Genomic DNA, 25,138 nt, shown 5'->3' on the forward strand with positions numbered 1-25,138 from the left:
GACCTGCTACTTGGCGTTGGCCTTCAGGTAGTCGGTGTTCATGCGGGCGATGGTGTCCAGAGGGATGCCCTTGGGGCACACCGCCGTGCACTCTCCCGTGTTCGTGCAGCCTCCGAACCCCTCCGCGTCCATCTGGTCCACCATGGCCTTGGCGCGGGACAGGCGCTCCGGCTGGCCCTGGGGCAGCAGGCTCAGGTGGGTGATCTTGGCGGCGGTGAACAGGGAGGCGGAGCCGTTCGGGCAGGCCGCCACGCACGCGCCGCACCCGATGCAGGTCGCCGCGTCGAAGGCCGAGTCCGCGTCCTCCTTGCGTACGGGGATGCTGTGGGCGTCCGGGGCCGAGCCGGCCGGGACCGAGACGAAGCCGCCCGCCTGGATGATCCGGTCGAAGGCGCTGCGGTCCACGACCAGGTCCTTGACGACGGGGAAGGGGGCGGCGCGCCACGGCTCGATGGTGATCGTGGCGTCGTCCTCGAAGTGGCGCATGTGCAGCTGGCACGTCGTCGTCGCGCGCTGTTCGCCGTGCGCGACGCCGTTGATGACCATGCCGCACATGCCGCAGATGCCCTCGCGGCAGTCGTGGTCGAAGGCGATCGGGTCGTCGCCCTCCAGGATGAGACGCTCGTTGAGGACGTCCAGCATCTCCAGGAAGGACATGTCCGGGGAGACGTCCTCGACTCGGTAGGTCACCATCCGGCCGGCATCGGTAGGGCCGCTCTGGCGCCAGACCTTGAGGGTCAGGTTCACTTGTAGCTCCGCTGGCTCATCTTGACGTACTCGTACTCGAGCGCTTCCTTGTGCAGCACCGGCCCGTCGGGCGTGGACTCCCAGGCCGACACGTGCGCGAAGTGCTCGTCGTCGCGCAGCGCCTCGCCGTCGGCGTCCTGGGACTCGGCGCGGAAGTGGCCGCCGCAGGACTCCGTGCGGACCAGGGCGTCCAGGCACATGAGCTCGGCCAGGTCGAAGAAGTCGGCGACGCGGCCGGCCTTCTCCAGGACCTGGTTCAGCTCCTCCGCCGTGCCGCTGACCTTGACGTTCTGCCAGAACTCCGCGCGCAGCTCGGGGATGCGCTCCAGCGCCTTGCGCAGCGACTCCTCGGTGCGCTCCATGCCGCAGTAGTCCCACATGAGCTTGCCCAGCTCGCGGTGGAAGGAGTCGGGGGTACGGGTGCCGTTCACGGCCAGGAGCCGGTCGATCTTGTTCCGGACCTTGATCTCGGCCTCCGCCACGGCCTCCTCGTCCACGTCGCCGAACGGACCGGCGGCCAGGTAGTCGCCGAGGGTGGTCGGCAGGACGAAGTAGCCGTCGGCCAGGCCCTGCATCAGCGCCGAGGCGCCGAGGCGGTTCGCGCCGTGGTCGGAGAAGTTGGCCTCGCCGACGACGAACAGGCCCGGGATCGTGGACTGCAGGTCGTAGTCCACCCACAGCCCGCCCATCGTGTAGTGGACGGCCGGGTAGATGCGCATCGGCACGTCGTACGGGTTCTCGCCGGTGATGCGCTCGTACATCTCGAAGAGGTTGCCGTACTTCTTCTCCACGGCGTCGCGCCCGAGACGCCCGATGGCGTCGCGGAAGTCCAGGTAGACGCCCAGGCCGCCGGGGCCGACGCCGCGGCCCTCGTCGCAGACGTTCTTGGCGGCGCGGGAGGCGATGTCACGCGGGACCAGGTTGCCGAAGGCGGGGTAGATCCGCTCCAGGTAGTAGTCGCGCTCCTCGTCCGGGATGTCCCCGGGGGCGCGGGTGTCGTTCTTGCGCAGCGGCACCCAGACGCGGCCGTCGTTGCGCAGCGACTCCGACATCAGCGTCAGCTTCGACTGGTACTCGCCGGAGACGGGGATGCAGGTCGGGTGGATCTGCGTGTAGCAGGGGTTGGCGAAGTACGCGCCGCGCTCGTGCGCCCGCCAGATCGCCGTCGTGTTGCAGCCCTTGGCGTTCGTGGACAGGAAGAACACGTTCCCGTAGCCGCCCGTGGCCAGCACCACGGCGTCGGCGAGGTGGCGCTCGATCTCGCCGGTCACCATGTCGCGCACGATGACGCCGCGCGCCCGCCCGTCGGAGACGATCACGTCGAGCATCTCGTGCCGGGTGTGCATGGTCACGGTCCCGGCCGCGATCTGCCGCTCCAGCGCCTGGTACGCGCCCAGCAGGAGCTGCTGGCCCGTCTGGCCGCGGGCGTAGAACGTACGGGAGACCTGGGCGCCGCCGAAGGAGCGGGTGTCGAGGAGGCCGCCGTACTCGCGGGCGAAGGGGACGCCCTGGGCCACGGCCTGGTCGATGATGTTCACCGAGACCTGGGCCAGGCGGTAGACGTTCGACTCGCGGGCGCGGAAGTCGCCGCCCTTGACCGTGTCGTAGAAGAGCCGGTAGATGCTGTCGCCGTCGCCGCGGTAGTTCTTGGCGGCGTTGATCCCGCCCTGCGCCGCGATGGAGTGCGCGCGGCGCGGCGTGTCCTGGTAGCAGAACGACGTGACGTTGTAGCCCAGCTCACCCAGCGTCGCCGCGGCCGAGCCGCCCGCCAGGCCGGTGCCGACCACGATCACGTTGAGCTTGCGCTTGTTGGCGGGGTTGACCAGCTTCGCGCCGAACTTCCGCTTCTCCCACCGCTCCTCGATGGGCCCGGCCGGAGCCTTGGTGTCCCGGATCTCCGGGCCTTCCGTGAACTTCATTACTTCACAACTCCGAAGGTGATCGCGAGCGGCGGCGCCAGGAACCCGATGACCAGCACGGCGGACACCAGCCCGGCGACCGGCCGGAGGGCCTTGTTCCGCGTGCGGTTGGCCCAGCCGAGGGTCTGGAAGGCGCTCCAGATGCCGTGTCGCAGGTGCAGGCCGACCATGACGACGGCGACCACGTAGATCAGGGTCACCCACCACCGGGACGCGTCGAAGCCGGCGATCATCCGGTCGGCGGGCGCGGAGTCGAAGCCCTTGGGGTTCACGACGCCGAAGGTCAGGTCCAGCAGGTGCCAGACGAGGAAGAGCAGGATCGTGAGGCCGCCGAACCGCATGATGTGCGTCGCGTAGCCGTTCGCCTGCGACTTCTTGGCGACGTACTTGACCGGCCTGGCCTGGCGGGCGCGGCGGGCCAGCGAGATCGCGGCCCACATGTGCAGGACGACCGACACGACGAGGCCGATCTCGAGGATGGTCAGCACCGTCCGATAGGGCGCGATCGGCTCCAGGAGCGTCCGCAGCGCGTGGGCGTACTCGTTGAACGAGTCCTTGCCCAGGAAGATCTTGAGGTTGCCGAGCATGTGGAGGACGAGGAAGAGCACCATCACGGCCCCGGTGACGGCCATGACGGCTTTCTTGCCGTTCGACGAGCGCAGGAACCCGCCGGGCCTCCTGCTCGTTGGAGCGTTCTTGGGAGCGGTAACAGGCGCGGTGGCTGCGCCGCGCTCTATCGTGGCAGTCACGCCTTCAAACGCTAGGTATCCAGCAATCATCCGTCCAAGTCATCACGGGCCTGGTTTCGATAGCCACCGGCTATGATGTCTGGTTTGTACGGTCGCCCCACGGAAACGACGCCGCTCGGTGCGAGGAAAATCACATGCAGTTGCAGCAGCTCGCGTACTTCGTGGCGGTCGCGGAGGCCAGGCACTTCACCCAGGCGGCCGAGCGCATGAGGGTCGCGCAGCCGTCGCTCAGCAAGCAGATCAAGGCCCTGGAGGCCGATCTGGGCGCCCCGCTGTTCTCCCGGGCCCGCGGCAACGTCACGCTGACGCCGGCCGGTGAGGCGCTGCTGCCGCTCGCCCGCAGGATCCTCGCCGACGCCGACACCGCCAGGCAGGAGGTGGCCCAGCTCGCCGGGCTCCGCCGGGGCCGGGTGCGGCTCGGCGCCACGCCGTCGCTCTGCGCGGGGCTGATGGCCGACGCGCTGGCGCGCTTCCACCGCGCGTACCCGGGGATCGAGCTGCTGGTGGAGGAGGGCGGCTCGCGTGACCTCGTCAGGGCGCTCGCGCGCGGGCAGCTCGACCTGTCGCTGATCATCATGCCGCTGCAGAGCGACGACCCCTCGCTGGTGACCGAGGAGATCCTGCGGGAGAACCTGGTGGTGGCCGCGCCCTCCCACGAGCGGCCGAAGGGCCCGTACATGGAGATCGAGGCCCTGCGCGGGCGCCAGATGGTGATGTTCAGGCGCGGCTACGACCTGCGGGAGGCCACGCTGGCGGCCTGCCGGCAGGCCGGGTTCGAGCCCAGGTTCGCGGTGCAGGGCGGCGAGATGGACGCCGTGCTGCGGTTCGTGGAGGCGGGGCTGGGCGTGGCCGTGGTGCCCTCGATGGTGCTCGACGGGCGCCCCGGACTGTCCGGCACGCCGCTCGCGCCGCCGGGCCTCAGCCGTACGATCGCGCTGGCCCAGCGCAAGGACGTCGAGCCGACCAGGGCCGCCCAGGCGTTCAGGGAGACCCTGCTGTCGTTCGTCGTGGAGGCCGGTCACGAGGGTACGCTTCCGCAAGGGGTGGATCTCATCGCAGAATGACCTGGACGGACCGACCCCCCTGGTGAGGCGTTTTGACGGCACATCTTTCGGAGACGCTGACGTTGCTCCTGATCGAGGACGACGACGGTGACGCCTTTCTCGTGGAGGAGCTGCTCAAGCAGGCCCCCGCGCCGCCGAAGATCTTCTGGGCGCGCAGCCTGCAGGAGGCCAGGGCCAAGCTGACGTCCCAGATCCAGTGCGTGCTGGTCGATCTCTCGCTGCCCGACGCGAGCGGCCTGGAAGCCCTGGAGGAGGTGCTCGCGCTGGCGCCGCACACCGCCGTGCTGGTGCTCACCGGGCTCAGGGACTCGCACGTGGGCGTGGCCGCCGTCCAGGCCGGCGCGCAGGACTACCTGGTCAAGGGCGACGTCGACGCGCGGCTGCTGGCTCGGGCGATCCACTACTCGATGGAGCGCAAGCGGGCCGACCTGGCCCAGATCAGGCTCGTGCAGGCGGAGCTCACGGCCAAGGAGAACGCCAGGCTGCAGGGCGCGCTGCTCCCCGGCCCCCTGCTGCGTACCGAGGTGATCGAGCACGTCACCCGCTACCTGCCGGGCAGCGGCGGCACGCTGGCCGGCGACTTCTTCGACACCGTGCAGACGGCGGACGGCTCGGTGCACATCGTGGTCGGCGACGTGTGCGGGCACGGCCCCGACGAGGCGGCGCTCGGCGTGGCGCTGCGCATCGCCTGGCGCACGCTGGTCCTCGCCGGCCAGACGGACGACACGCTGCTGCGCACGATGGACGCCGTGCTGCGGGCCGAGCGCAACACCCCCGAGATCTTCACCACCCTGTGCATGGCCACGATCAGCCCCGACCTGCGGCACGCCAGGATGCGCGTGGTCGGGCACCCGCCGCCGGTGCTGGTGCGCGACGGCGCCGTCCAGGTGGTCGACGGCGCGCCCTCCGGACCGCCGCTCGGGATCTTCTCGGACGCGGAGTGGTCGGTGATCGACGTGCCGCTGGGCGACGAGTGGTCCATGATGCTCTACACCGACGGCCTGATCGAGGCCGTGGTGGGCGAGGGCCAGGAGCTGCTCGGCGTGGAGGGCCTGCTCGATCTCGTACGCGAGCACGGCGCCATCGACCTCGACCGGCTCATCAAGCACGTGGGCACGCTGAGCGACGACCTCGCCGTGGTCCTGGTCCGGAGGAGGAGACGATGAGCATCAACCCGCTGCCTCCCCCCAAGGAGCCGACCGGGCTGGGCAGGCTGCCCGTGGCCCGCTGGTTCCTGGTCATGGGGCTGGTGGCCGGCGTCGTGCTCCTGGCCGGGATCGTGGTCGCGATGATGTTCAGCGCGCGGGCTCGCGCGCTGGCCCAGGTGCCCGCCGTCGAGCAGCAGCTCGACCAGCTCAATCTGGCGCTGATCGTGCTCTTCGCGGTGATGCTCGCGTTCGGCATCGCGCTGGCCTTCGTCATCCGGTACGTCGTGCTGAAGCCCATCGACCAACTGACCCAGCAGGTCCGCACCGTGGCGGCCGGCGACTTCGACCACACCCTGCACGTCGACAGGCCGGCGGAGCTGGCCGAGCTGTCCAGCCACGTCGACTCCATGCGCGGCCGCATCGTGTCGGCCTGGCGGACCGCCGACGACCAGGCCGAGGAGCTGCGCAGGTCCAACGGGGAGCTGGAGCAGTTCGCGTACGTGGCCAGCCACGACCTCCAGGAGCCGCTCCGCAAGGTCGCCAGCTTCACGCAGATGCTGGAGCAGCGCTACGGCTCCCAGCTCGACGATCGGGCCAAGCAGTACATCCACTACGCCGTCGACGGCGCCAAGCGCATGCAGCTGCTGATCAACGACCTGCTCGACTTCTCCAGGGTCGGCCGGGTGACCGGCGGGCGGACCACGGTCGACGCGGGGAAGGCGCTCGACACGGCGCTGGAGAACCTGTCGGCCACGATCGAGGACACCGAGGCCACGGTCACCAGGGACGAGCTGCCCGCCGTCAGGGGCAACCGGGTGCAGCTCACGCAGCTGTTCCAGAACCTGATCGAGAACGCGATCAAGTTCCGCTCCGAGGCGTCCCCGCGCATCCACATCGGGGCCACCAGGTCCGGCGACCTGTGGGAGTTCAGCTGTTCCGACAACGGCATCGGGGTCGAGCCCAAGTACGCCGACCGCATCTTCCTGATCTTCCAGCGACTCCACCCCCGCGACGTGTATCCGGGTACTGGCATCGGGCTGGCACTTTGCCGCAAGATCGTCGAGTACCACGGCGGACAGCTCTGGCTCGACGGCGATGCCGAGGGCCAGGGCGCGACGTTCCGCTGGACACTGCCGGCCGCGGGAGACGACGATGAATGAGGGGCGCCCCATCGAGGTGCTTCTGGTGGAGGACGACCAGGGTGACATCCTGCTCACCAAGGAGGCCTTCGACTTCAACAAGGTGCGAAACCGGCTCAACGTGGTCAACGACGGTGAGCAGGCGATGGCGTACCTGCGTAACGAGGACGGATACACCGACGCGCCGCGGCCCGACCTCATCCTGCTCGACCTCAACCTGCCGAGGATGAGCGGCATGGAGGTGCTGGCCGAGGTCAAGGCCGACGCCGGGTTGCGGTCGATCCCGGTGGTGATCCTGACGACCTCTGAGGCGGAGGAGGACATCCTGCACAGTTACCGGTTGCATGCCAACGCGTATGTGTCCAAACCGGTGGATTTTGAGCAATTTATCCGGGTTGTCCGGCAGATAGACGATTTTTTCGTGACTGTGGTTAAGTTGCCCGCCCAAGGGCAGCGCCCCTGACGGGCGTACGTGACAGGAATCACAGCTAAGCATCGAAATTGTGAGTGACCCCGCTCACAAATTCGCATGCTGTCGTCGTAACGTATCCCCCACCAACGCGCGCCTGAGCCGTCGCTCGCCGCCGCGCGCCCAGCGAATACGAAAACCACGGACCCCCTGCGCGACACGGGTCCGCGGGAGGTGGAGAGGTCCGCGATGACCCAGACTACGCCCGACGCTCCGGTCAGAAGGCAGCGAGCGCAAGTCAAGGTGCGCACCCTGCGTACCGACAGATGGTGGCTTGTTCCGCTGCTGACGTTCCTCGGGCTCAGCTCATTCCTTGTCTACGGCGTGTGGGCGATCATCGACAACAGCTATTTCGTCGATCCCTACATAGCGCCGTTCTCGTCGCCCTGTCTGGCGACGTCGTGTCCCGAGGGGGCCCGGCTGTTCGGCCTGGCGCCGTTCGGCGACTGGTACGCACTGCCGCCGGGGCTGCTCATTCTCGGCCTGCCGGGCGGTTTCCGGCTTACCTGCTACTACTACCGCAAGTCCTACTATCGCTCCTTCTGGCTCTCGCCTCCGGCGTGCGCCGTCCAGGAGCCGCACGGCAAGTACACCGGCGAGCGGCGCTTCCCGCTGATCCTGCAGAACGTGCACCGCTACTTCTTCTACGCGGCCATCGTGATCGGCCTCATCCTGGCCTACGACGCCGTCCTGGCGCTCGTCCACAAGCCGATCGGCCTGGGCACGTGGATCCTGGTCGTCAACGCCGTCCTGATCAACGCCTACACGCTGTCGTGCCACTCCTGCAGGCACATCACCGCGGGCAGGCTCAACCACTTCTCTCGCCACCCGCTGCGCTACCGGGCCTGGACGTTCGTGTCCAAGCTCAACGCCAAGCACCAACCCCTCGCGTGGGCCTCGATGTTCTCCGTCATGGGCGCCGACCTGTACGTCCGCCTGGTGGCCAAGGGCATCATCGCCTTCCCGTACGCGTAAGGACCAGCTTCAGTGGATAACTCGCTTAACACAGAGCGTCACGAATACGACGTCGTCGTCATCGGCGCGGGCGGCGCCGGCCTGCGGGCCGCGATCGAGGCCCGCCAGCAGGGCAAGAAGACGGCGATCGTGTGCAAGTCGCTGTTCGGCAAGGCGCACACCGTCATGGCCGAGGGCGGCGCGGCCGCCGCGATGGGCAACGTCAACCCGGCCGACAACTGGCAGGTGCACTTCCGCGACACCATGCGCGGCGGCAAGTTCCTCAACAACTGGCGGATGGCCGAGCTGCACGCCAAGGAGGCGCCCGACCGCGTCTGGGAGCTGGAGGCCTGGGGCGCGCTGTTCGACCGCACCAAGGACGGCAAGATCAGCCAGCGGAACTTCGGCGGGCACGAGTACCCGCGGCTCGCACACGTGGGCGACCGTACCGGCCTGGAGCTGATCCGCACGCTGCAGCAGCGCGTCGTCGCCCTCCAGCAGGAGGACTACGAGAAGCACGGCGACTACGAGGCCTACATCAAGGTCTTCGCCGAGTGCACGATCACGCGGCTGCTCAAGGACGAGGAGCGGATCTCGGGCGCGTTCGGCTACTGGCGCGAGACCGGAAACTTCGTGCTTTTCGATGCGCCCACCGTGGTCCTGGCCACCGGCGGCATCGGCAAGTCGTACGTCGTCACGTCCAACTCCTGGGAGTACACCGGCGACGGCCACGCCCTGGCCCTGCTCGCCGGCGCGAACCTGATCAACATGGAGTTCATCCAGTTCCACCCCACCGGGATGGTCTGGCCGCCCTCCGTGCGTGGCATCCTCGTCACCGAGTCCGTCCGCGGTGACGGCGGCGTGCTGCGCAACTCCGAGGGCAAGCGCTTCATGTTCGACTACATCCCGGACGTCTTCAAGGACAAGTACGCGACCACGGAGGAGGAGGGCGACCGCTGGTACACCGACCAGGCCAACAACCGGCGCCCGCCGGAGCTCCTGCCGCGTGACGAGGTGGCCCGCGCGATCAACGCCGAGGTGAAGGCCGGCCGCGGCTCACCCCAGGGCGGCGTCTTCCTCGACGTCTCGACCCGGCTGCCCGCCGAGGAGATCAAGAAGCGGCTGCCGTCGATGCACCACCAGTTCAAGGAGCTGGCCGACGTCGACATCACCGCCGAGCCCATGCAGGTGGGCCCGACCTGCCACTACATCATGGGCGGCGTCGAGGTGGACGCCGACACCGGCGCGGCGGCCGTGCCGGGGCTCTTCGCCGCGGGCGAGGTGTCCGGCGGCATGCACGGCTCCAACCGACTGGGCGGCAACTCGCTGTCCGACCTGCTGGTGTTCGGGCGCCGGGCGGGCGCGGGCGCGGCGGCGTACGTGGACTCGCTGGAGGCCAGGCCCCGGGTCCTGCCCGAGCTCGTGGAGGAGGCCCGGCAGGAGGCGCTGGAGCCGCTGGGGCGCGACGGCGAGAACCCGTACGAGGTCCACCACGAGCTCCAGAGGACGATGAACGACCTGGTCGGCATCATCCGCAAGGCCGAGGAGGTCGCCGAGGCGCTCCAGGTCGTGGAGAAGCTCAAGGAGCGCGCCCAGGTGGTCGGCGCGGCCGGGTCCCGCATCTACAACCCCGGCTGGCACCTCGCGATCGACCTGCGCAACATGGTGCTGGTCTCGCAGTGCGTGGCGCGCGCCGCGCTGCTGCGCGAGGAGAGCCGCGGCGGGCACACCCGCGACGACTTCCCCGGGATGAACCCGGAATGGCGCCGCAAGCTGCTCGTCTGCTCCACCGAGGACGGCTCCACGGTCAAGGTCGAGGAGAAGCTCCAGTCGAGCATGCGCGACGACCTGATCACCCTGTTCGACCGGGACGAGCTGAAGAAGTACCTCACCGACGAAGAGATGACCGAGTTCGACGGGATTTCGAAATGAGCTACAAGGCGAAGTTCAAGGTCTGGCGCGGTGAGGGCGGTGAGGGCAAGCTCGAGGACTTCACCGTCGAGGTGAACGAGGGCGAGGTCGTCCTCGACATCATCCACCGGCTGCAGGCCACGCAGGCGCCCGACCTGGCGGTGCGCTGGAACTGCAAGGCCGGCAAGTGCGGCTCGTGCAGCATGGAGATCAACGGCAAGCCGCGGCTGGGCTGCATGACCCGGATGTCCACCTTCGAGGAGGACGAGACCATCACGGTCACGCCGATGCGGACGTTCCCGGTCATCAAGGACCTGGTGACGGACGTGTCGTTCAACTACCAGAAGGCGCGGGAGATCCCGTCCTTCACGCCGCCGGCGGGCGTCCGGCCCGGCGAGTACCGGATGCAGCAGGTCGATGTCGAGCGGTCCCAGGAGTTCCGCAAGTGCATCGAGTGCTTCATGTGCAACAACGTCTGCCACGTCATCCGCGACCACGAGGAGAACAAGGCCGACTTCTCCGGCCCCCGGTTCCTCATGCGGATCGCCGAGCTGGACATGCACCCGTACGACGTGGCCGACCGCCAGGAGGCGGCGCAGGACCAGCACGGGCTCGGCTACTGCAACATCACCAAGTGCTGCACCGAGGTCTGCCCCGAACACATCAAGATCACCGACAACGCGCTGATCCCGATGAAGGAGCGCGTGGCGGACCGCAAGTACGACCCGCTGGTGTGGCTCGGCAACAAGATCTTCAAGCGCGCCAAGTAGGCACGTACGAATGAGGGGGGCTGGATCTCCAGCCCCCCTCATTTCGTGTCCCGGCTACTTCTTGCGGCCCCAGCGCCTGCGCTTGGGGTCCGGCATCTCCTTGGTCTGCTCCGGCTGCCCGGGCTCCGGCGGCAGCGGCTGGATGACGGTCGCCTCCGCGTCGGGCGCCAGGTAGGGCGGCGGGTCGTACGCCTGCTGCTCCTGGTTCCGCTCCGGCGGGTCGAACAGGGACTGGCTGCCCTGCCACGGCTCCGAGTCGCCGGACTCCGATGCCGAGACCGGGCCGAGCGGGCGCTCCTGGCCGGGGACCTCGTACGGGTCGCCGCCGCCCGGCGGGATGTCCGCCGGCGGCGGGTCCGCCGGGACCAGCGGCTCGAACGGGTCGCGGAACTCCTTGGGCTTGGGCGGCTCGTGGTTGAAGGAGTCGAACTCGTCCGGATGCAGCACCATGGGCTCCGCCACCGGCGGCGGCGGGGGCTCCTGCGCGTAGCCCTGGGGCGGGTATTGGTGCTCCTCGTAGCCGGGGACCGGGCCGCTCGGATACGTCTGCACGGGGACGAAGCTGATGATCGGCGCGTACGCCGTGCCGCCCGGGTAGCCGGGCGCGGGGAAGCCCGCCGTGGCGTAGTAACCGGGCCCCGCGGGATACCCGCCGCCCGGAGGAGGCGGAGGCATGTCCGGCCGGCCCATCGGCGGCCCGGCCTTGCGCACGGCCGCCGCGTGGGCCATCCGGCGGAGGCGTCCCTCGAAGATCAGGACCGCGAAGAGCGCGAGCAGGACCAGCACCAGCGCCGGGATGCTGAGCTTCTGCGTCAGCGACTTCTGGTCGAACTCCGGCGCCGCGTTCCGCAGCTCCAGCGGCACCTCCTCGGAGGAGGCGGGCTGCGTGTCACTCGGCTGCACCGACGGCGCCGTGACCGGCTCGGAGGACGCGACCTCCGGAATGTCGATGGACTGTTCGGGGGTGCTCTGCGCGGAGGTCGGGGGCGTCTCGACCGTCTGGGTGGGCAGCGGCTGGGGGTTCTGGTTCTGCGGCGGCGGTGCGCTGGTGGTCGCCGGAGGCGTCGTGCTCTTGGTCGGCTTGGGGGTCTTGCTCGCCTTCGTCGGAGACGAGGTGACGGTCTTGGTGATCGTCGTCTCCGGCTCCTCGGGCTCCGGCGTGCCCGCCGTCTCGGTGACCGTGACGGTGGTCTCCGGCGTGGTGTCGCACACCTCGCCGATGTCACAGGGCTCGACCGGCTGGTACGCCGACACGGACGCACTCGCGCTCTGTACGATGAACGGTGTCGCTCCGACGCCGGCCAGGCCCAGCGCCAGGACGACAGCGGACGCGGCCGTCGCTCGCGTGCGTGCCACCGGTGCCCTCCGACGTATCCCGGAACCTTGGTCAAGGGAATACTAGTCGGGTCAAAGTAACAGTAAAGCCCGAATTAACCTACGTTTTGCTTTTTCGGCGTCTTTGCACCGTGCCAATCAGCCACAGGGCTCCCAGCAACGCTCCGATGCTTCCGGCGACCACCGGCAACCCCTTCGGACCGTCCAGCGGGCTCGCCCACGCGACAGGGCGGGCGTGCTTCCGCGCCGCGGCCACGTTCCACGGCAGCGGCACCACGCCTTCGGCGCCGCGCGCGGGCTGCCCGGCCGCTCCTGGAGCGGCTTGCGGCGCCGCCATGCCGGGCAGGAGAGGCGCGCCCCCAAGCGAGGGCGACGCGCCGGGCAGGACCAGCGCGGGCGGAGCGCCGGGCACCGGCTGCGGCACGGCCTCCGGCAGCCGCTGCAGGCCCTGAGGAGCCTGCGGCAGACCTTGGGGCAACTGCGGCACCTGCGGCAGCCCCTGAGGCAGCTGCGGGAGGCCTTGAGGTAGCTGCGGCGCGGCCTGAGGCAGCCGCTGCAGGCCCTGGGGCAGTTGCGGCACGGCTTGAGGCAGCCGCTGCAGGCCCGGGGGCAGTTGCGGCACGGCCTGAGCCAGCCCGGGCGCCTGCGGCGCAGCCTGGGGCAGCTCAAGGCCCGGGGCGCCCTGAGGCCACTGCGGCATCATCTGGGGCTGCCGGGGCGCCTGCGGCACGCCGCCCTTCAGCCGGCGCGCGGTCCCTCCGGCCGCCTCACGCCGCGGCGCGGCCGCTTCGGCGGGCCACTGCCCCTCGAGCAGCACGCCGGCCCCGGCCAGCAACCGGCGTCTGGCCTGCGCCCCGGCGACCTCCGGCGCCTCCGCGTCGGCTTGCACCTTCGCCCAGGCCCGTGCGGGCGGGGCGGGCTGTTGCAGTTGAGCGAGGAGTCGTTCCTTCGCCTCGGCGTACTCGCGGCTCTTCCCCGGAGCCGCGCCGGGCACGCCGGGCAGAGGCTCCTCCGGGCTCACGCGGACCGCCGGGCCGCTGAACCCCGCCTCCTCGTCCATGACGCGCGTGGCGGCCGTCTTGGTCTTGGTCGTCAGCGGGCCGCCCGCGTCGGCCCGCATCCCGGCCACCGCCGCGAGCACCACCTGCTTAGCCCCCGACGGCGTGGTGAGCGTCACGTCCACTTCCCGCTCGCCGGCGAGGTCGCCCAGCTCGCACACCCGCGTCCCGGGCGGGACCGCGCTCGGCAGCACCGAGCCGCCCGTGACGCTCAGCGCCTGGGCCGCCAGCGCCCGCGCGGCCCGCACGCCGCCCCGAGCCGCCCCCAGGCCCGCCTCCGCGGCGGGCGCGGGCGCGAAGGGCGTGCCCGGCGCCGCCGAGGCGCAGGACACCTGCGTCAGCGCCGCCGCCGGGCTGGCCGCGATCGCCACCTTGACCCCGTCGGCCATCCCGTTCAGCCGCACCCGGAACCGCTGGACGTCGCCCGTCCTGATCCACACCCCGGGCGTGCTCACCCGCTCCAGCACCAGCGACACCCGGGAGGCCGCCAAAGGCACGGAGGGCACAGCCGCAAGGATCAGTGCACCCGCAATGATCCAGCCACGCCGCATCACTCCCAACTCCCCCGTTGCGACAGATGTCACTCTTGGTAGTCATTCTGTCACACAGAGGAGGCACCTAATCCCGCGAAAGGAGCAGATTCTCCACAGTCTTCATAACGGGCAGATCCGCCCCGAGCCACTCGACCGAGTAGTACTCGCCGGGCCCCAGCCACCGCAGCGCCAGGTGCTCCCGAGCCTCCGGGACCCCCGAGGCCAGCGAGCACAGCCAGACGCGCAGCACGTACCCCTCGGAAAGCTCCCAGTCCCCGCCCACCTGCTCACCCACCGTGACCTCCACGCCGAGCTCCTCGCGGCACTCGCGGACGAGCGCCGCCGTCTCGCTCTCGCCGGGATCCACCTTCCCGCCAGGGAACTCCCAGCCACCCGCGAGCGCCGGAGGCTCGGCGCGCTGGGCGGCCAGCACCCAAGCGCCCGGCGCGACGATCACCGCGGCCACCACGACCGTGTCGAAATCATTCACAGGGTAGGATTCTGCAGCTTCTTCAACTGCTCGAGCACGTCGGGGTTCTGCAGGGGGCGGGTGAAACCGAGGCGGTTGTCCCGGGCCTTGTAGCTGGTGACCTTGATCGGCCCGCACAGCCGGCACCGGGCCTCCAGCATCTTGCCCTTCGACACGACGAGCCCGACGTGGCCGGGGTTGTCGGCGGACGTGCCCGGACCGGCGTTGAAGAACACCAGGTCACCGGGCTGTTCCTGACCGTCTAAAACCTTCACGCCGAACGGCCACTGCCCGAACGTCGTACGCGGGATCATCAGCCCCGCCTCCCGATACGCCGCGAAGATGACGCCCGAGCAGTCGAACGCGTCGGGCCCCGTCCCGCCCCACAGATACGGCTTGCCGCGCTGCGCCAGCGCGTATTCCAAAATCTTGGCCACGATGTCGCTCGGCGCGGCCTCCACCAGCGAGTCGTCGCATTCCTCCGAAGCCTGCGGCGGCACCTTGACGTCGCCCGACTTGGCGTACTTCCTGGCGATCGCCTCGACCTGGTCCACGTACCACCAGGCCCGGTTGTAGACGAACAGCGCCTGCCGTACGTTCTCCGGGGCTCCGTTGCGCTTGAGCATCCGCGCGGCGCCGAGGATCGCGTCGGCCGGGTTGTAGATGTCGCCCACCCCGTCGCCGTCGCCGTCGGAGGCGTACCCGGTGAACTTGGACGACATCGCGACCCTGGCCTTGCCGCCCCACGTGGAGATCAGGAACTGCATCGGCCCGGCCGCGCCCGCGTAGTTGGTGCCGCTCTTGACGCCCGGCAGGTTGGAGCGGCCGTGGTCGGTCTCGCGCTTGCCCACGGCGGCCAGGATGTTCCACTGGACGCCGATCTTCTTGCCGTACTGCTTGTAGAACTCCAGGTATTCGGAAGGGATGTCCGACGTCGCCGAGTCGGACACCTCCTCCACCTGCGTGTTGTCGTTGCAGTCGGGCGAGGTGCCGCCGTCGCTGAGGAACGACGGCATCGAGATCAGCAGCATCGGCGACACGACGACCGCCACCAGGAGCAGCACGCCGGCGGCGCCGATGATCAGCGCCAGCCGGGTACGTGAGAGCTTCACCCCGAGGTGTCCCCCTCCTGGCCCTCCGTGGCAGGCCGGATGTCGAAGATCCGCCAGTCTGCTCCCGACTGGGTCACCGTGACCGCGTACTCCTCCTGAGCCGTCTGGTTACCGCTCTTGGCGGTGACCTGCCTCGCCGAGGCGACCACGAAGATGATGGAGTTCTTCTCGATCTGCCTGATCTCCTTCAGCCTGGCCGTGGCCTTGGAGACGATCTGGTCGTTGCGGTTCTGCTCGACGGTGCCCGCCGAGGTCATGGTCCTGGTCAGCTCGTTGCCGAGCTCGGCCGTCGTGTACGCCTTCACGCGGGTCGCGTACGCCGCCGGGTCCTCGTCGTACCTGAAGGTGCCGTAGTCGGCGGTGAACCGCTCGGCCAGGTCCGCCGTCGCGGCCAGCTGCTCCTTCTTCATCGGCAGGAACGAGTAGATGTCGAACGGGGCGGCGCTCGCGGTCGCCAGCGGCGTGCTCGACGGAGCCGGCGCGCTGACGACCCTCGCCGGCTCCTGACCGGGCCCGGCCTGCTCCTCCGGGTCGGGCCACATGGTCAGGTAGATGCCGACCGCGGCGATGACCACGACGACGACGGCGAAGGCCACCCCCCGCCTGTCACCTCCCTGCACCATGTTCGTTCAGTCCTTGTCCGGGTTGTTCGGCTTGAGCCAGAACGGCACATCCGGGCTGTCGCCTCCGGAGCCGCCGTTGCGGCTGCCGCGCAGCCAGAGGGGAGGAGCCTCGGAGGTGCGGGACGAGGGCTCGTCCGAGCCGAAGATCCGGGGGCCGGACGAGCCGCCGGACGGCCTGGAGCCGCCGCCCGACCGGGTGGCGCCGTTGGACCTCGAACCGCCGCCGCCGAACAGCCCGCCGCCCGAACCGCCACGCGAACCGCCGCCCGAACCGCCACGCGATCCGCCGCCGGAACCACCGGAGCCACCTGAGCCGCCGCCGAACAGCCCGCCGCCGCTCCCGCGCGAACGCGTGCCGCCCGAGCCGCCGAACCGGGAGCCGCGCGACCCGCCGGACGAACTACGCGACCCCGACGCCGAACCGCCGCGGGACGCCCAGCCGCCGCCGGACCGGCCGCCGAACCAGCCGCCGCCCGAGCCACCTGAGCCACCGGAGCCGCTGGAGGCCGTGCCACCGGCCGCGCCGGCCACCCGGGGTCCGCCCGCCGCGGGACCGCGCGTGCGTGTGGGCGTCGTGCCCAGGTTGAGCGGCGGCGCCGTACCCCTGCGCGGCTCCATCGGAGCCCTGGCGCCCGCCTTGCCGCCCTGCTGGTCGGTGTCCAGCGGCGCTGCCGTGGCCGGTACGCGGGTGCCCAAGGGAACGCCCTCGCCCTCCTCGGCGCGTACCCGGGCCTGCCCCGCGGTGGCCGCCGCCGTGGCCGCGGCGCCCGCCGCGTTGGCCGCGCCGGCCGCCCTGATGATCGGCTCGGCCTTGCGCAGCCCCCAGCGGCCGATCCTGGCCGAGGCGACCGGCGGCAGCGCGCCCGCGGACCGCTCGAGGACCGACGAGCTCGCCGCCTCGCCCAGCATGCGGGTGGTGACCGTGTGGCCGTTCATCGAGGCGAACAGGTGCTGGAACGGCCTGCGGTAGAAGAACACCGCGATCGTCAGCAGGGCCATGAACAGCACCTGCAGGCCCCATGGCATGGCCGTGGAGATGATCAGCGCGTACCCGTAGACGAGGACGCTGAGCACGAGTGTGAGCACGGCCTGCCTGAGCAGCGTGCCGACGAGCATCTCCACCCAGCGCATGGCGACGATCCGGCCGCTGCCCGGATGGACGCCGATCAGCAGGAACACGGGCCCGAGGATCAGCAGCAGCAGGAAGCCCACCTTCAGCACCAGCAGCGAGACCGCCACCAGGAAGATGAGCAGGCCGGCCACGATCGCCGCGATGAACGCGCCGACCGCCACACCGAGCCGGTTGGACCAGTCACGGCCGGAGAAGACGGTGTAGACGGGGTCGTTCTTGAGCTTGTCGGCCAGCGAGGCGTACTCCGACTGGCGGGCGCCCACGTCGGGCGCCGGCTGGCCGGCCACGGCCCGCGGGACCGACTGCATCTCCAGCACCTTGCGGCCCCAGTCGCGCACGATCGGCTGCTGCGGGTCGGCGGTGCCGAACAGGCCCACCAGCCACGGCTTGCAGACCAGCGTGGACCACAGCGCGTCGGCGTTCTGGTCGACGCCCGGCGTGCCGGTCTGGGCGTAGCCGCCGGCCTGGACCTTCGCGTCGGCGCCGCCGGGCGGCGGCAGGCAGGAGGCGCCGCCCGCGCCCGGCAGGCCGGAGAAGGCCGAGTTGACGACCTCGCCGGTCTTGTCGGTCACGACCTTGCCCAGGCCCGTGAAGTCGCCGGGACGGCTGAGGAACCAGACCGCCACGGTGACCGCGAGCACCATCCAGATCACGCCCTCGGCGGTCGTGGTGGCGCGCTTGCGGATCAGCCCGTACCAGGCCAGCCAGATGGCGCCGAGGATGACGATCGGCTGGAGGAAGGGCCAGTACATGGCCTTGGAGAGGTTCGTGATGATGTCGTCGACCACGTCCTTGATCGCCTGGAGCGGTCCCTCCGTCGCCGCCGCCTGGTACGTGGTGATCGTCAGCCGGTCGATGGCCTTGGCCGCGGTGAAGATGCCGTTGGCCCACATGTTGCCGAGCACGGCCACGTAGTCGGAGCAACCCAGGTCGTGGGTGTGCCAGAACTGGCCGCTCATGCCGAACTGGGAGTAGTTGGTGGTCGGCGTCTGCGGCCCGCCTTCGACGGCCGGCGCCTGGATCAGGCCGTCGGTGCCGCCGCCGACCATCTCCGGGTTGAGCGGGCCCGACAGGTCACAGGGCGCCGCGGCGGCCGGGGCCGACAGCCCGCCCACCACGATCGGCATCACGAGAATGCTCGTGACGAGCGCCAGTGCCAGTGCGAGCCGTCGAGACAGCCGGATCTTCATGACCGTACCTCCTGCGCCCTGCCCACGCCCCCCTGAAGATCATCATGCCCGCTGCCGTCGGGTTTGTCGTGCGTCGGGTTCGTGTCGAGCCAACGGAGAAGATCCTCGGAGATCAGGTCTACTCCGATCCGCCCCGCCCTGCCATCCAGATCACGGAATACGCATTCGCCGTTGCCGAGCGAGCGCAGCACGGCCTTGTGCTCCTCCGACGGCTCCACCCCGAGCAGGGACATGACGTGGTCCACCTCCACCCGTTCGGTGGACCTGAACGCGAAGACGGACGACAGGCAGTTGGTCACCTGCTCGTTGAGCAGGTCGCCCGCGTTCTGGGAGACCAGCACGAGGGCGGTGTTGCGGGAGCGGCCCATCCGGCTGACCTCGGGCACCAGCTTGGCGCCCTCGGGCGTGGAGGTGATCGCCCACGCCTCGTCCAGGAAGATCGCCTTGGGGGCGCGCCGGTCGAGGCCGTTCATCAGCCTGCGCGCGAACTGGGAGACCAGGTAGAGCAGCGCCACCGACAGCCGCTGCTCGTAGGAGTAGTCGTCCCTGGTCGTGGCCACGTCGGGCAGGGTCAGCCCGCCCAGCGTGAACACGGTCGTCCAGCCCTCGCTGTCGATCTGGTCGCCGCCCGAGGGGTCGAAGCAGAGCCTGGCCAGGTGCATCTCCGACATGGAGCGCAGCACCGCGCCCAGGTTCTTCGAGGCGGGGTCGTCGGCCTGCTCCAGGAAGTCGACGACCTTGCCCAGCGACGGGTCGGGCGCGTTGGAGACCGCGGCCACCGCCTGGATCATGGCCGACTCGCGCTCCTCCGACATGCGGGGCAGCAGCAGCCTCAACGTCTCGGTGGCCATGGTCTTCTTCGCCGCGATGTCGTCGCCGAACGAGAACGGGTCGAGCAGCCCCGGCGCCGCCGACCCCAGCGGGATGATGCGGGCCTTGCGGCCCCGCTTCTCCAGCAGCCGCACCAGCGACTCGGCGTCGCCCTTCGGGTCGATCACCGCGATCGTCACGCCCCTGAGCGCCATCTGGTAGATCATCAGCAGCGCGAGCGTGGTCTTGCCGCCGCCGGGCTCGCCGGTGATCGCGATGGCGGTCGGCCGGTTGCGGGAGGCCGCCAGCAGCGGGTCGAAGTGCACGATGCTGCGGGCCCTGCCGACGGTCTCGCCGATGTACGGGCCGAGCCAGCCCTCGGTGCCGTCGCCCAGCCGGTCGCCGAGGTCGACGGTCGCGGTGGCCATGCCGCCCGCGATGGTGCGCAACGGCTGCCGCTGCGCGTAGGCGTTGACGCGTACCTTCTCGCCCGGCAGCGTCTCGCAGAACAGCGAGAACTGGTCGCCCGTCGAGTTGACCACGTCGATGCCCATGTCGCGGTAGTGCTCGACGACCGCCTCGACGCGCTGCACGCAGATGTCCTCGGTGGGGGCCGACACGATCAGGCGGTGCCAGCCGTACACGAAGGGCAGCCGTTCCTTCGTGATGCCGTGCTCCAGCATGCGGGCCGCGTCGATCTGCTCGGCCAGCGCCAGCGGCGCCTCCGCGCCGGCCTCGCGGATGTGGTGGTCCATGTCGCGGGCGTGCGCGAGCTTGCGCGCGACGTCCTTGGACGCCTTGACCGGCGGGATCAGCCGCATCCGCGACGAGATCTCCACGGGGAAGGCGAGCTGGTCCGCGAAGTGCATCCACGGCTCGCCGTCCGGGAACGGCATGAGGTCGGGGAACCTCGCGAACGACAGGTAGGCCACGTACGAGTCGCCCTGCGGCTGCACGATGCGCAGCAGCGACCTGCCGTTGTGGATCTCCCCCTCGACCAGCGACTCGATCTCGCCCTTGCCCCAGCGCCGCTTCGGGCTGGCCGAGGGCGGCGGGTCGCCGAGCGCGCCGGAGGCCGCGTGCTGGAACAACCACGCCACCTCGACGGAGGTGGCGTGCCTGGCGTACAGGGCGCTCGACGTGAGCGCCCTGCCGAGGCGTTCGGCCTGCTCGGTCCAGCGCCCGATCTCGCTGTCGGGGACGTGGTCGTCCTCCATGCCGAGCGCCTTCTCGGTCTTCTGGTAGAAGCCGAAGAGCTGGGACAGCACGCCGGCGCCGAGCTGCTTGCCGCGCGGGCCTAGCCGCACGCCGAGGAAGACCTCCTTGGACCAGAAGTCCTTCGCCCAGACGTGCCGGTACATCTCCTCCAGGTAGTCGCGCCAGCCCGGCCCCTCGTCGGAGGTGGCGTTGAGCGCCATGGCCCACTCGGCGGCGGGGTACGTGCGGTGCGCGACCCTCAGGTGGACCTCGGCGTCGGGCATCCTGATCGCGGCCAGCGCGATCGTGATGTTGGTGGCCAGGGCCTCGCGTTCGTCGGGTGTGACGAACTCGTAGCTGACCGTCGGAAGGCGGAAGTACGCCCATGCGGAGGTGTCCGTGAGCAGGATGCGGTCGTCGAAATACCGGACCGCCAGGCGCTGGTGCGCTCGTGCCGCCCTGCTCATGCCGCCCCCTCGGCGCATGAACGGGCCAGACCTGCTCGCTTGTTCACTTATCGCTCACCGATTCTCGTGCCCGGGGGGTCACTCGCCAACTCCTCTTCGCTCGGTCGGACGGTCTGTGCCTGTGCCGCGAAGCCCGCGATCACGACGCCGGCGAGGGCGAGATAGGCCCGTTTGCCGGCCGTGCGCAACTGCCCTGGGTCGACGACCTCCGCGCCCTCGGGCGCCAGACCGTCCTCCCAGGGGACCCTGACGATGGCCCGGCACCTGCCCCTGGCCACCGACTCCGCCTGCTCGACGTCGGCCATCGAACGCCTGCTCACGCCGTTGACCACCATGACCGCACGCCTGCGCAGCTCCGCGCAGCCGTGCCCGTCGAGCCACTCGTACGTCATCGCCACCGCCTCCGACGCCTCCTCGCTCGCGGGGACCACCAGGACGAGCTGATCCGCGTACGGCAGGAGCCTGGCCGCCAGCGCGGCGGCCGGGTCGATGACGGCGAGCTTGTAGTGGCGGTCCAGAAGGCGCATGGACTCGCCCAACCGATGGTCGGAGAAGAACGACCGGTCCGCCAGCCGCTGCTCGGCGCCCGCGTCGCTGTCCGCGCTGATCACCTCGAGCCCCGAGGCGGTCCTCGTGGTGTACCCACGCATGGTGAGATACCCGCTGACGCGGTCGAGCCCGGACAGCAGCGAGGTGAGAGTTTCGGGCGTCTCCGGCTGGATCTTGCTCGTCAGGGTGCCGCCGCCGGTGTTGGCGTCGACGGCCACGACCCTGTCATCGCGGTATCTGGCGAAGGTGTGGCCCAGCATGAGCGCCGTCGTGCTCTGACCGGCGCCGCCGGTGCAGCCCAGGACCACGATCCTGCGGCTGCCGCCGAACACGCCCCTGGCCCTGGCCTCGTCGATCTCGGACCCGTCGGTCCGGACCCCGCCTCCGCCGACGACCACCTGCGCGATCCTCCGCCACCCGCCGGAGTCCCGCCCCACCACGGACTCGACCCGCCGCACCCGGCCTTCACCTGGGCGGGGGACGGGCACGGGAGCGACGAACTCGCCCCCACGCTCCTGCGACGCCCCGACACCCCGACCGTCACCGGCACTCGCCGCACCCCGGCCATCTCCGGCCTTCGCCGCCGCGCTCCGGGGGTCACCGGCATTCGCCGCCGCAACCCGGCCGTCCTCGGCGCTCGCCGCCACCCGCCGATCACCGGCCGCCGGACCGCGCGCGTCGGGCACACCCGCACCCCGGTCACCACGCGTGCCGGGGAAGGACCCGCTCCGGTCACCACGTGTGCCAGGGACCGCCACACCTCGGTCACCACGCGTGCCGGGCACGCCCGCGCCGGGCGCATCGCCCTTCGCCGCGAGCCGCCGCACCGTCGACCGCTCGGGCCGATCAGCCGTCGACCGCTCAGGCCGGGCAGCCGTGGACCGCTCGGGCCGCTCATCGGCCGCACCCGGCTCCTGCGCATCGGGCGTCTGCATATCGGGTGTCTGCGTATCGGGCGTCTGCATATCGGGCGCCTGCGTATCGGCAGCGCCGGGCACTTCGGCGGCCTCAGCGACCGGCTGCGGCGTATCGCCCTTCGGCGCCGCGACCCGCGCACTCGGCGCACTTACGCCGTCGCGCATCTCGGCAGCATCGCCAGCCGTAACGTCGTCGGCCTTCTCCCGTGCGTCGGCCTTCTCCCGTGCGTCGGCCTTCTTCGGTGTGTCGCCCTTCGGCCCGTCATCCGCCGTAGCCGGGGCGTCCACGCCACTGCGCGCATCCGTGACCTCGGCCACCGGCTGCGGCACGCCCGCGTCCGGCGCGTCACCGACCGCGCCCGGCATGTCGCCCGATGCGTCGGGCACGTCAGCCGTCGTGCTCAGCGGACCCGGAGCGTCGGCCGTCGTGCTCGGACCCGATGTTCCGGCCGTCGCACTCGGCGCACCCGGCGCGTCGGCCGTCGTGCTGGGCTCATCGCTCGGTGCACCCGGCGTGTCGGCCCTTGTGGTCGGTGCCGTGTCCTGCTGGGGCGGGGCGGTGGAGGTGGTGTCGGGGGACTCTGTGCCGGGCCTGGTGGCGGCGGGGCGGGGCAACGGCTTGGCGTCGGGGTTGAGCGGCGGCCAGACGCGCTGCGGGCCGGACAGCACCAGCGACGGGCCCAGCCGCGGCGGCTGCCCCTTCCGGTGCTGGTCCCGCGCGACCTCGTCCTCGCGCCGTTCCCCGCGCCCTGCCTCGCGGCCTTCCCCACGTCCTTCCTCGCGCCGTTCCCCGCGACCCTCCCCGCGTCGTTCCTCGTCCCGCTCCCGGTCCCGCCGCTCGCCCTCCGCAGGACCCGAAAGTTCGGCGGGGGCGTCGGCGCTCGCCGCGAGCCGGCGCAACCGCCGCAGCGCCTCGGTGTCGATGGGCTTCCCCGCGGCAGGCTTGTGGGTCTCCGTCTCGCTGACCGCCCCGGCCGCCTCGCGGTCGGCACGCGACTCGTCGGGCGATCCCGAGCCGAGCCCCTGAACGTCCCCGTTCCGGCCCGCGGCCTCCTGGCCCCGTACCCCGGCCGCGGCTTCGCGGCCCCGCGTCTCGACAGCGGGCTCCTGGGTCCCGACGTCGGCCAGAGCGGCGGCGGTCTCTCCCCGCCCCATGCGTTCACGGCCGGCGGCATCCCTCGCGTCCCCGCGATCCCAAGCCGCAGCGTCCTCGGCGTTCCCGCGATCCCGAGTCGCGGCATCCCGCGCGTCCACGAATTCCCGGGTGGGAGGCTCGGAGCTCTCATGGCCGCCGGGCGGCAGACCGTCCTGGCGGCGTCCAGGGCCGCCTGGAAGGGCCTCCTCGCGCCGCAACGCACCAACCCCGGACCTCGGTGCCGAAGGCGGGGCCGTCTCGCGTACTCGGGCCTTGAGGGCGGGCGCGGTGCCGCGGCGGGTGCCCCAGCGGCCGGTGGTCGGCTCCGCCACGGGAGCCTGGGAAGCGGCGGCGGCAGCGGCCGCGACGGCCGGGCGGACCTGGCGCGGACCGGCGATCCGCTGGCCCTCGCGCCGCCGCTGCGGCTGGCGGGCCTTGCGGGGCGCCTTCGACTTGGCCCGCGCGGGGGTGGTGCGCCAGACGCGGCCGGAGAACGTGATCGTCTCGGGCTCCGACATGGGCGCGAGGCGGTACCACGCCTTCGGCTGGCCCAGGTAGCGGAGCTGGGACTCGAGGAGCTCGGTGAGCCGCTTGCCCTCGATGACGGGACGGGTGGACAACCACGTCACGATCCCGGGCGGCACGAGGTACAGCACGTGCCACGGCATCTCCACCGGCACGCCCACCAGGACCAGCAGGAGCGACCACGGAACGAACACCCCGACGAAAACGCCGATCCAGACGATCGGCAGCGGCATCGGCAGCCGTAGGTCGTACAGCTTGTAGAGCCGCTTCTCGATCCGCCAGATGTTCGTATATGTGGGCAGGTCCACGCCGGTCCTCCTCTCCACCCGCTCGTACATGACCGCCGCGGAGCGGTCTCAACCCTTTACTTGATGCCCAGAGCGCCCGCGATCGCCTTCGCCGTCACCTCGATGATGTTGGGAACGTAGAAGATCACGCCGATGGCCACAGCCAGTATCAGGAACTGCACGAAACGTGTGATCTCGCGGGTGAAGAGGAAGAAGAGCGCGACCACCGAGACGACGACGAGGAACAGCGGGGCGAAGAACCCGCGCAGGAAGTTCGCGAGACCTCCGGTGTCCGGGCCGGTCGCCGGGGGCGTCGGCGTCAGTTCGATCAGGTGGAGCAGAACGGTCTTCAGGGTCACTTCTTGTCCTCCCGGGGGGTACCGATGAGCGGCGTGGCCGTGCCTCTATCCAACGACCCGGCCGGCGCCGCGAATGTCGGCGACGAACCACTTGTCGCCCTGCTTCTCGACGGTCAGCCGGTAGGCCATCTCCAGCGTGCCGCCCACAGCCGCGGGATCGGTGGCGTCAGGGGTGGCGGGTGTCTCGCTGTTCGGCACGACCCACACCACGACCGCCTGGATCTCTCGAGTGGCACCCCCCACAGGCACCACGACCTTCTTCAGCTCCCTGAACGTGAACGTGCCGCCGAAACTCGGCAGCGTCCGGCCCGCGGCGACGTAACGCTGCAGCCCGGCCGCGTCGCCGGAGGCGTAGTCGGTGAAGAAACCCTTCAGTTGCTCTTTGAGCTCGCTCGCGGTGGCCTCGTCGGTCTCCGGCGCGGCGACCTGCGGCACGTCGGCCGGGCCCGGGGCGGGCAGCACCGCGGGACGGCCGACCACGGCGAACCTGCCGCCGGCCTCGTCGCCCGAGTAGTAGAGCGGGACCGACAGCATCAACCTGCGCGGGCCTGACTGGAAGGCCACGCTGAC

General features: G+C 70.7%; 20 protein-coding genes. 7 read left to right on the forward strand and 13 right to left on the reverse strand.

Features of this window, described 5'->3' with window-relative positions:
• Positions 1-6: 6 nt before the first annotated feature.
• The 3 genes from ACIHFD_RS52050 to ACIHFD_RS52060 are packed head-to-tail and all read right to left on the reverse strand — an operon-like array spanning position 7 to position 3,415.
• Complete coding sequence (locus ACIHFD_RS52050; RefSeq protein WP_350725586.1) at positions 7-747, reverse strand: succinate dehydrogenase/fumarate reductase iron-sulfur subunit; 741 nt, start codon at positions 745-747, stop codon at positions 7-9.
• Positions 744-2,666: a fumarate reductase/succinate dehydrogenase flavoprotein subunit gene (locus ACIHFD_RS52055; protein WP_350725588.1), complete on the reverse strand. Its 1,923-nt coding sequence runs from the start codon at positions 2,664-2,666 to the stop codon at positions 744-746. Before ACIHFD_RS52055 ends, ACIHFD_RS52050 begins: the two co-directional genes overlap by 4 nt.
• Positions 2,666-3,415: a succinate dehydrogenase cytochrome b subunit gene (locus tag ACIHFD_RS52060; RefSeq protein WP_397373233.1), complete on the reverse strand. Its 750-nt coding sequence runs from the start codon at positions 3,413-3,415 to the stop codon at positions 2,666-2,668. The genes ACIHFD_RS52055 and ACIHFD_RS52060 overlap by 1 nt, the downstream gene beginning before the upstream one ends.
• 134 nt (positions 3,416-3,549) lie before the next feature.
• Here ACIHFD_RS52060 and ACIHFD_RS52065 point away from each other — a divergent pair, with 134 nt between their 5' ends.
• The 7 genes from ACIHFD_RS52065 to ACIHFD_RS52095 all read left to right on the forward strand — a co-directional run bounded on the left by ACIHFD_RS52065 (position 3,550) and on the right by ACIHFD_RS52095 (position 10,870).
• Entirely contained in the window at positions 3,550-4,479 is a 930-nt protein-coding gene (locus ACIHFD_RS52065; RefSeq protein ID WP_185068521.1) for a LysR family transcriptional regulator, read from the forward strand.
• A 32-nt stretch (positions 4,480-4,511) separates the two neighbouring features.
• Positions 4,512-5,645 (forward strand): SpoIIE family protein phosphatase, encoded by a 1,134-nt coding sequence (locus tag ACIHFD_RS52070; RefSeq protein WP_397373234.1) that lies wholly within the window; start codon positions 4,512-4,514, stop codon positions 5,643-5,645.
• Entirely contained in the window at positions 5,642-6,787 is a 1,146-nt protein-coding gene (locus ACIHFD_RS52075; RefSeq protein WP_397373236.1) for an ATP-binding protein, read from the forward strand. The genes ACIHFD_RS52070 and ACIHFD_RS52075 overlap by 4 nt, the downstream gene beginning before the upstream one ends.
• Positions 6,780-7,229: a response regulator gene (locus tag ACIHFD_RS52080; protein ID WP_397373237.1), complete on the forward strand. Its 450-nt coding sequence runs from the start codon at positions 6,780-6,782 to the stop codon at positions 7,227-7,229. Before ACIHFD_RS52075 ends, ACIHFD_RS52080 begins: the two co-directional genes overlap by 8 nt.
• A 195-nt stretch (positions 7,230-7,424) precedes the next feature.
• Positions 7,425-8,210, forward strand: a complete 786-nt coding sequence (locus ACIHFD_RS52085; RefSeq protein WP_350725598.1) for a hypothetical protein — start codon at positions 7,425-7,427, stop codon at positions 8,208-8,210.
• A gap of 12 nt (positions 8,211-8,222) precedes the next feature.
• The gene (locus tag ACIHFD_RS52090) at positions 8,223-10,121 is read left to right on the forward strand and encodes a fumarate reductase/succinate dehydrogenase flavoprotein subunit (protein ID WP_363970845.1); all 1,899 of its coding nucleotides are present in this window, start codon (positions 8,223-8,225) and stop codon (positions 10,119-10,121) included.
• On the forward strand, positions 10,118-10,870 hold the full coding sequence (locus tag ACIHFD_RS52095) for a succinate dehydrogenase/fumarate reductase iron-sulfur subunit (protein ID WP_350725602.1): 753 nt from the start codon (positions 10,118-10,120) through the stop codon (positions 10,868-10,870). The genes ACIHFD_RS52090 and ACIHFD_RS52095 overlap by 4 nt, the downstream gene beginning before the upstream one ends.
• A gap of 54 nt (positions 10,871-10,924) precedes the next feature.
• Here ACIHFD_RS52095 and ACIHFD_RS52100 read toward each other — a convergent pair whose 3' ends face one another.
• The 10 genes from ACIHFD_RS52100 to ACIHFD_RS52145 form a co-directional block, all read right to left on the reverse strand.
• Complete coding sequence (locus tag ACIHFD_RS52100) at positions 10,925-12,226, reverse strand: hypothetical protein (RefSeq protein ID WP_397373238.1); 1,302 nt, start codon at positions 12,224-12,226, stop codon at positions 10,925-10,927.
• Positions 12,227-12,305: 79 nt separating this feature from the next.
• Positions 12,306-13,769, reverse strand: coding sequence for a hypothetical protein (locus ACIHFD_RS52105; RefSeq protein WP_397373239.1), 1,464 nt, complete (start codon positions 13,767-13,769; stop codon positions 12,306-12,308).
• Between the two features lie 112 nt (positions 13,770-13,881).
• Positions 13,882-14,286 carry a (deoxy)nucleoside triphosphate pyrophosphohydrolase gene (locus ACIHFD_RS52110; RefSeq protein ID WP_397373240.1) on the reverse strand — a complete coding sequence of 135 codons (405 nt, stop codon included), beginning with the start codon at positions 14,284-14,286 and terminating at the stop codon, positions 13,882-13,884.
• Positions 14,283-15,377: an NlpC/P60 family protein gene (locus ACIHFD_RS52115; protein ID WP_355197288.1), complete on the reverse strand. Its 1,095-nt coding sequence runs from the start codon at positions 15,375-15,377 to the stop codon at positions 14,283-14,285. Before ACIHFD_RS52115 ends, ACIHFD_RS52110 begins: the two co-directional genes overlap by 4 nt.
• Positions 15,374-16,000 (reverse strand): hypothetical protein, encoded by a 627-nt coding sequence (locus ACIHFD_RS52120; RefSeq protein WP_363970838.1) that lies wholly within the window; start codon positions 15,998-16,000, stop codon positions 15,374-15,376. Before ACIHFD_RS52120 ends, ACIHFD_RS52115 begins: the two co-directional genes overlap by 4 nt.
• A 6-nt stretch (positions 16,001-16,006) precedes the next feature.
• Complete coding sequence (locus ACIHFD_RS52125; protein ID WP_397373241.1) at positions 16,007-18,322, reverse strand: type IV secretion system protein; 2,316 nt, start codon at positions 18,320-18,322, stop codon at positions 16,007-16,009.
• Entirely contained in the window at positions 18,319-20,796 is a 2,478-nt protein-coding gene (locus ACIHFD_RS52130; RefSeq protein WP_397373242.1) for an ATP-binding protein, read from the reverse strand. The genes ACIHFD_RS52125 and ACIHFD_RS52130 overlap by 4 nt, the downstream gene beginning before the upstream one ends.
• A gap of 47 nt (positions 20,797-20,843) precedes the next feature.
• Entirely contained in the window at positions 20,844-24,230 is a 3,387-nt protein-coding gene (locus ACIHFD_RS52135; RefSeq protein WP_397373243.1) for a TcpE family conjugal transfer membrane protein, read from the reverse strand.
• A 56-nt stretch (positions 24,231-24,286) separates the two neighbouring features.
• On the reverse strand, positions 24,287-24,568 hold the full coding sequence (locus tag ACIHFD_RS52140) for a hypothetical protein (protein WP_185068535.1): 282 nt from the start codon (positions 24,566-24,568) through the stop codon (positions 24,287-24,289).
• Positions 24,569-24,613: 45 nt separating this feature from the next.
• The coding region (locus ACIHFD_RS52145) for a conjugal transfer protein (RefSeq protein ID WP_397373244.1) at positions 24,614-25,138 on the reverse strand (525 nt) is incomplete at its 5' end.

The organism is Nonomuraea sp. NPDC051941, assembly GCF_044593615.1.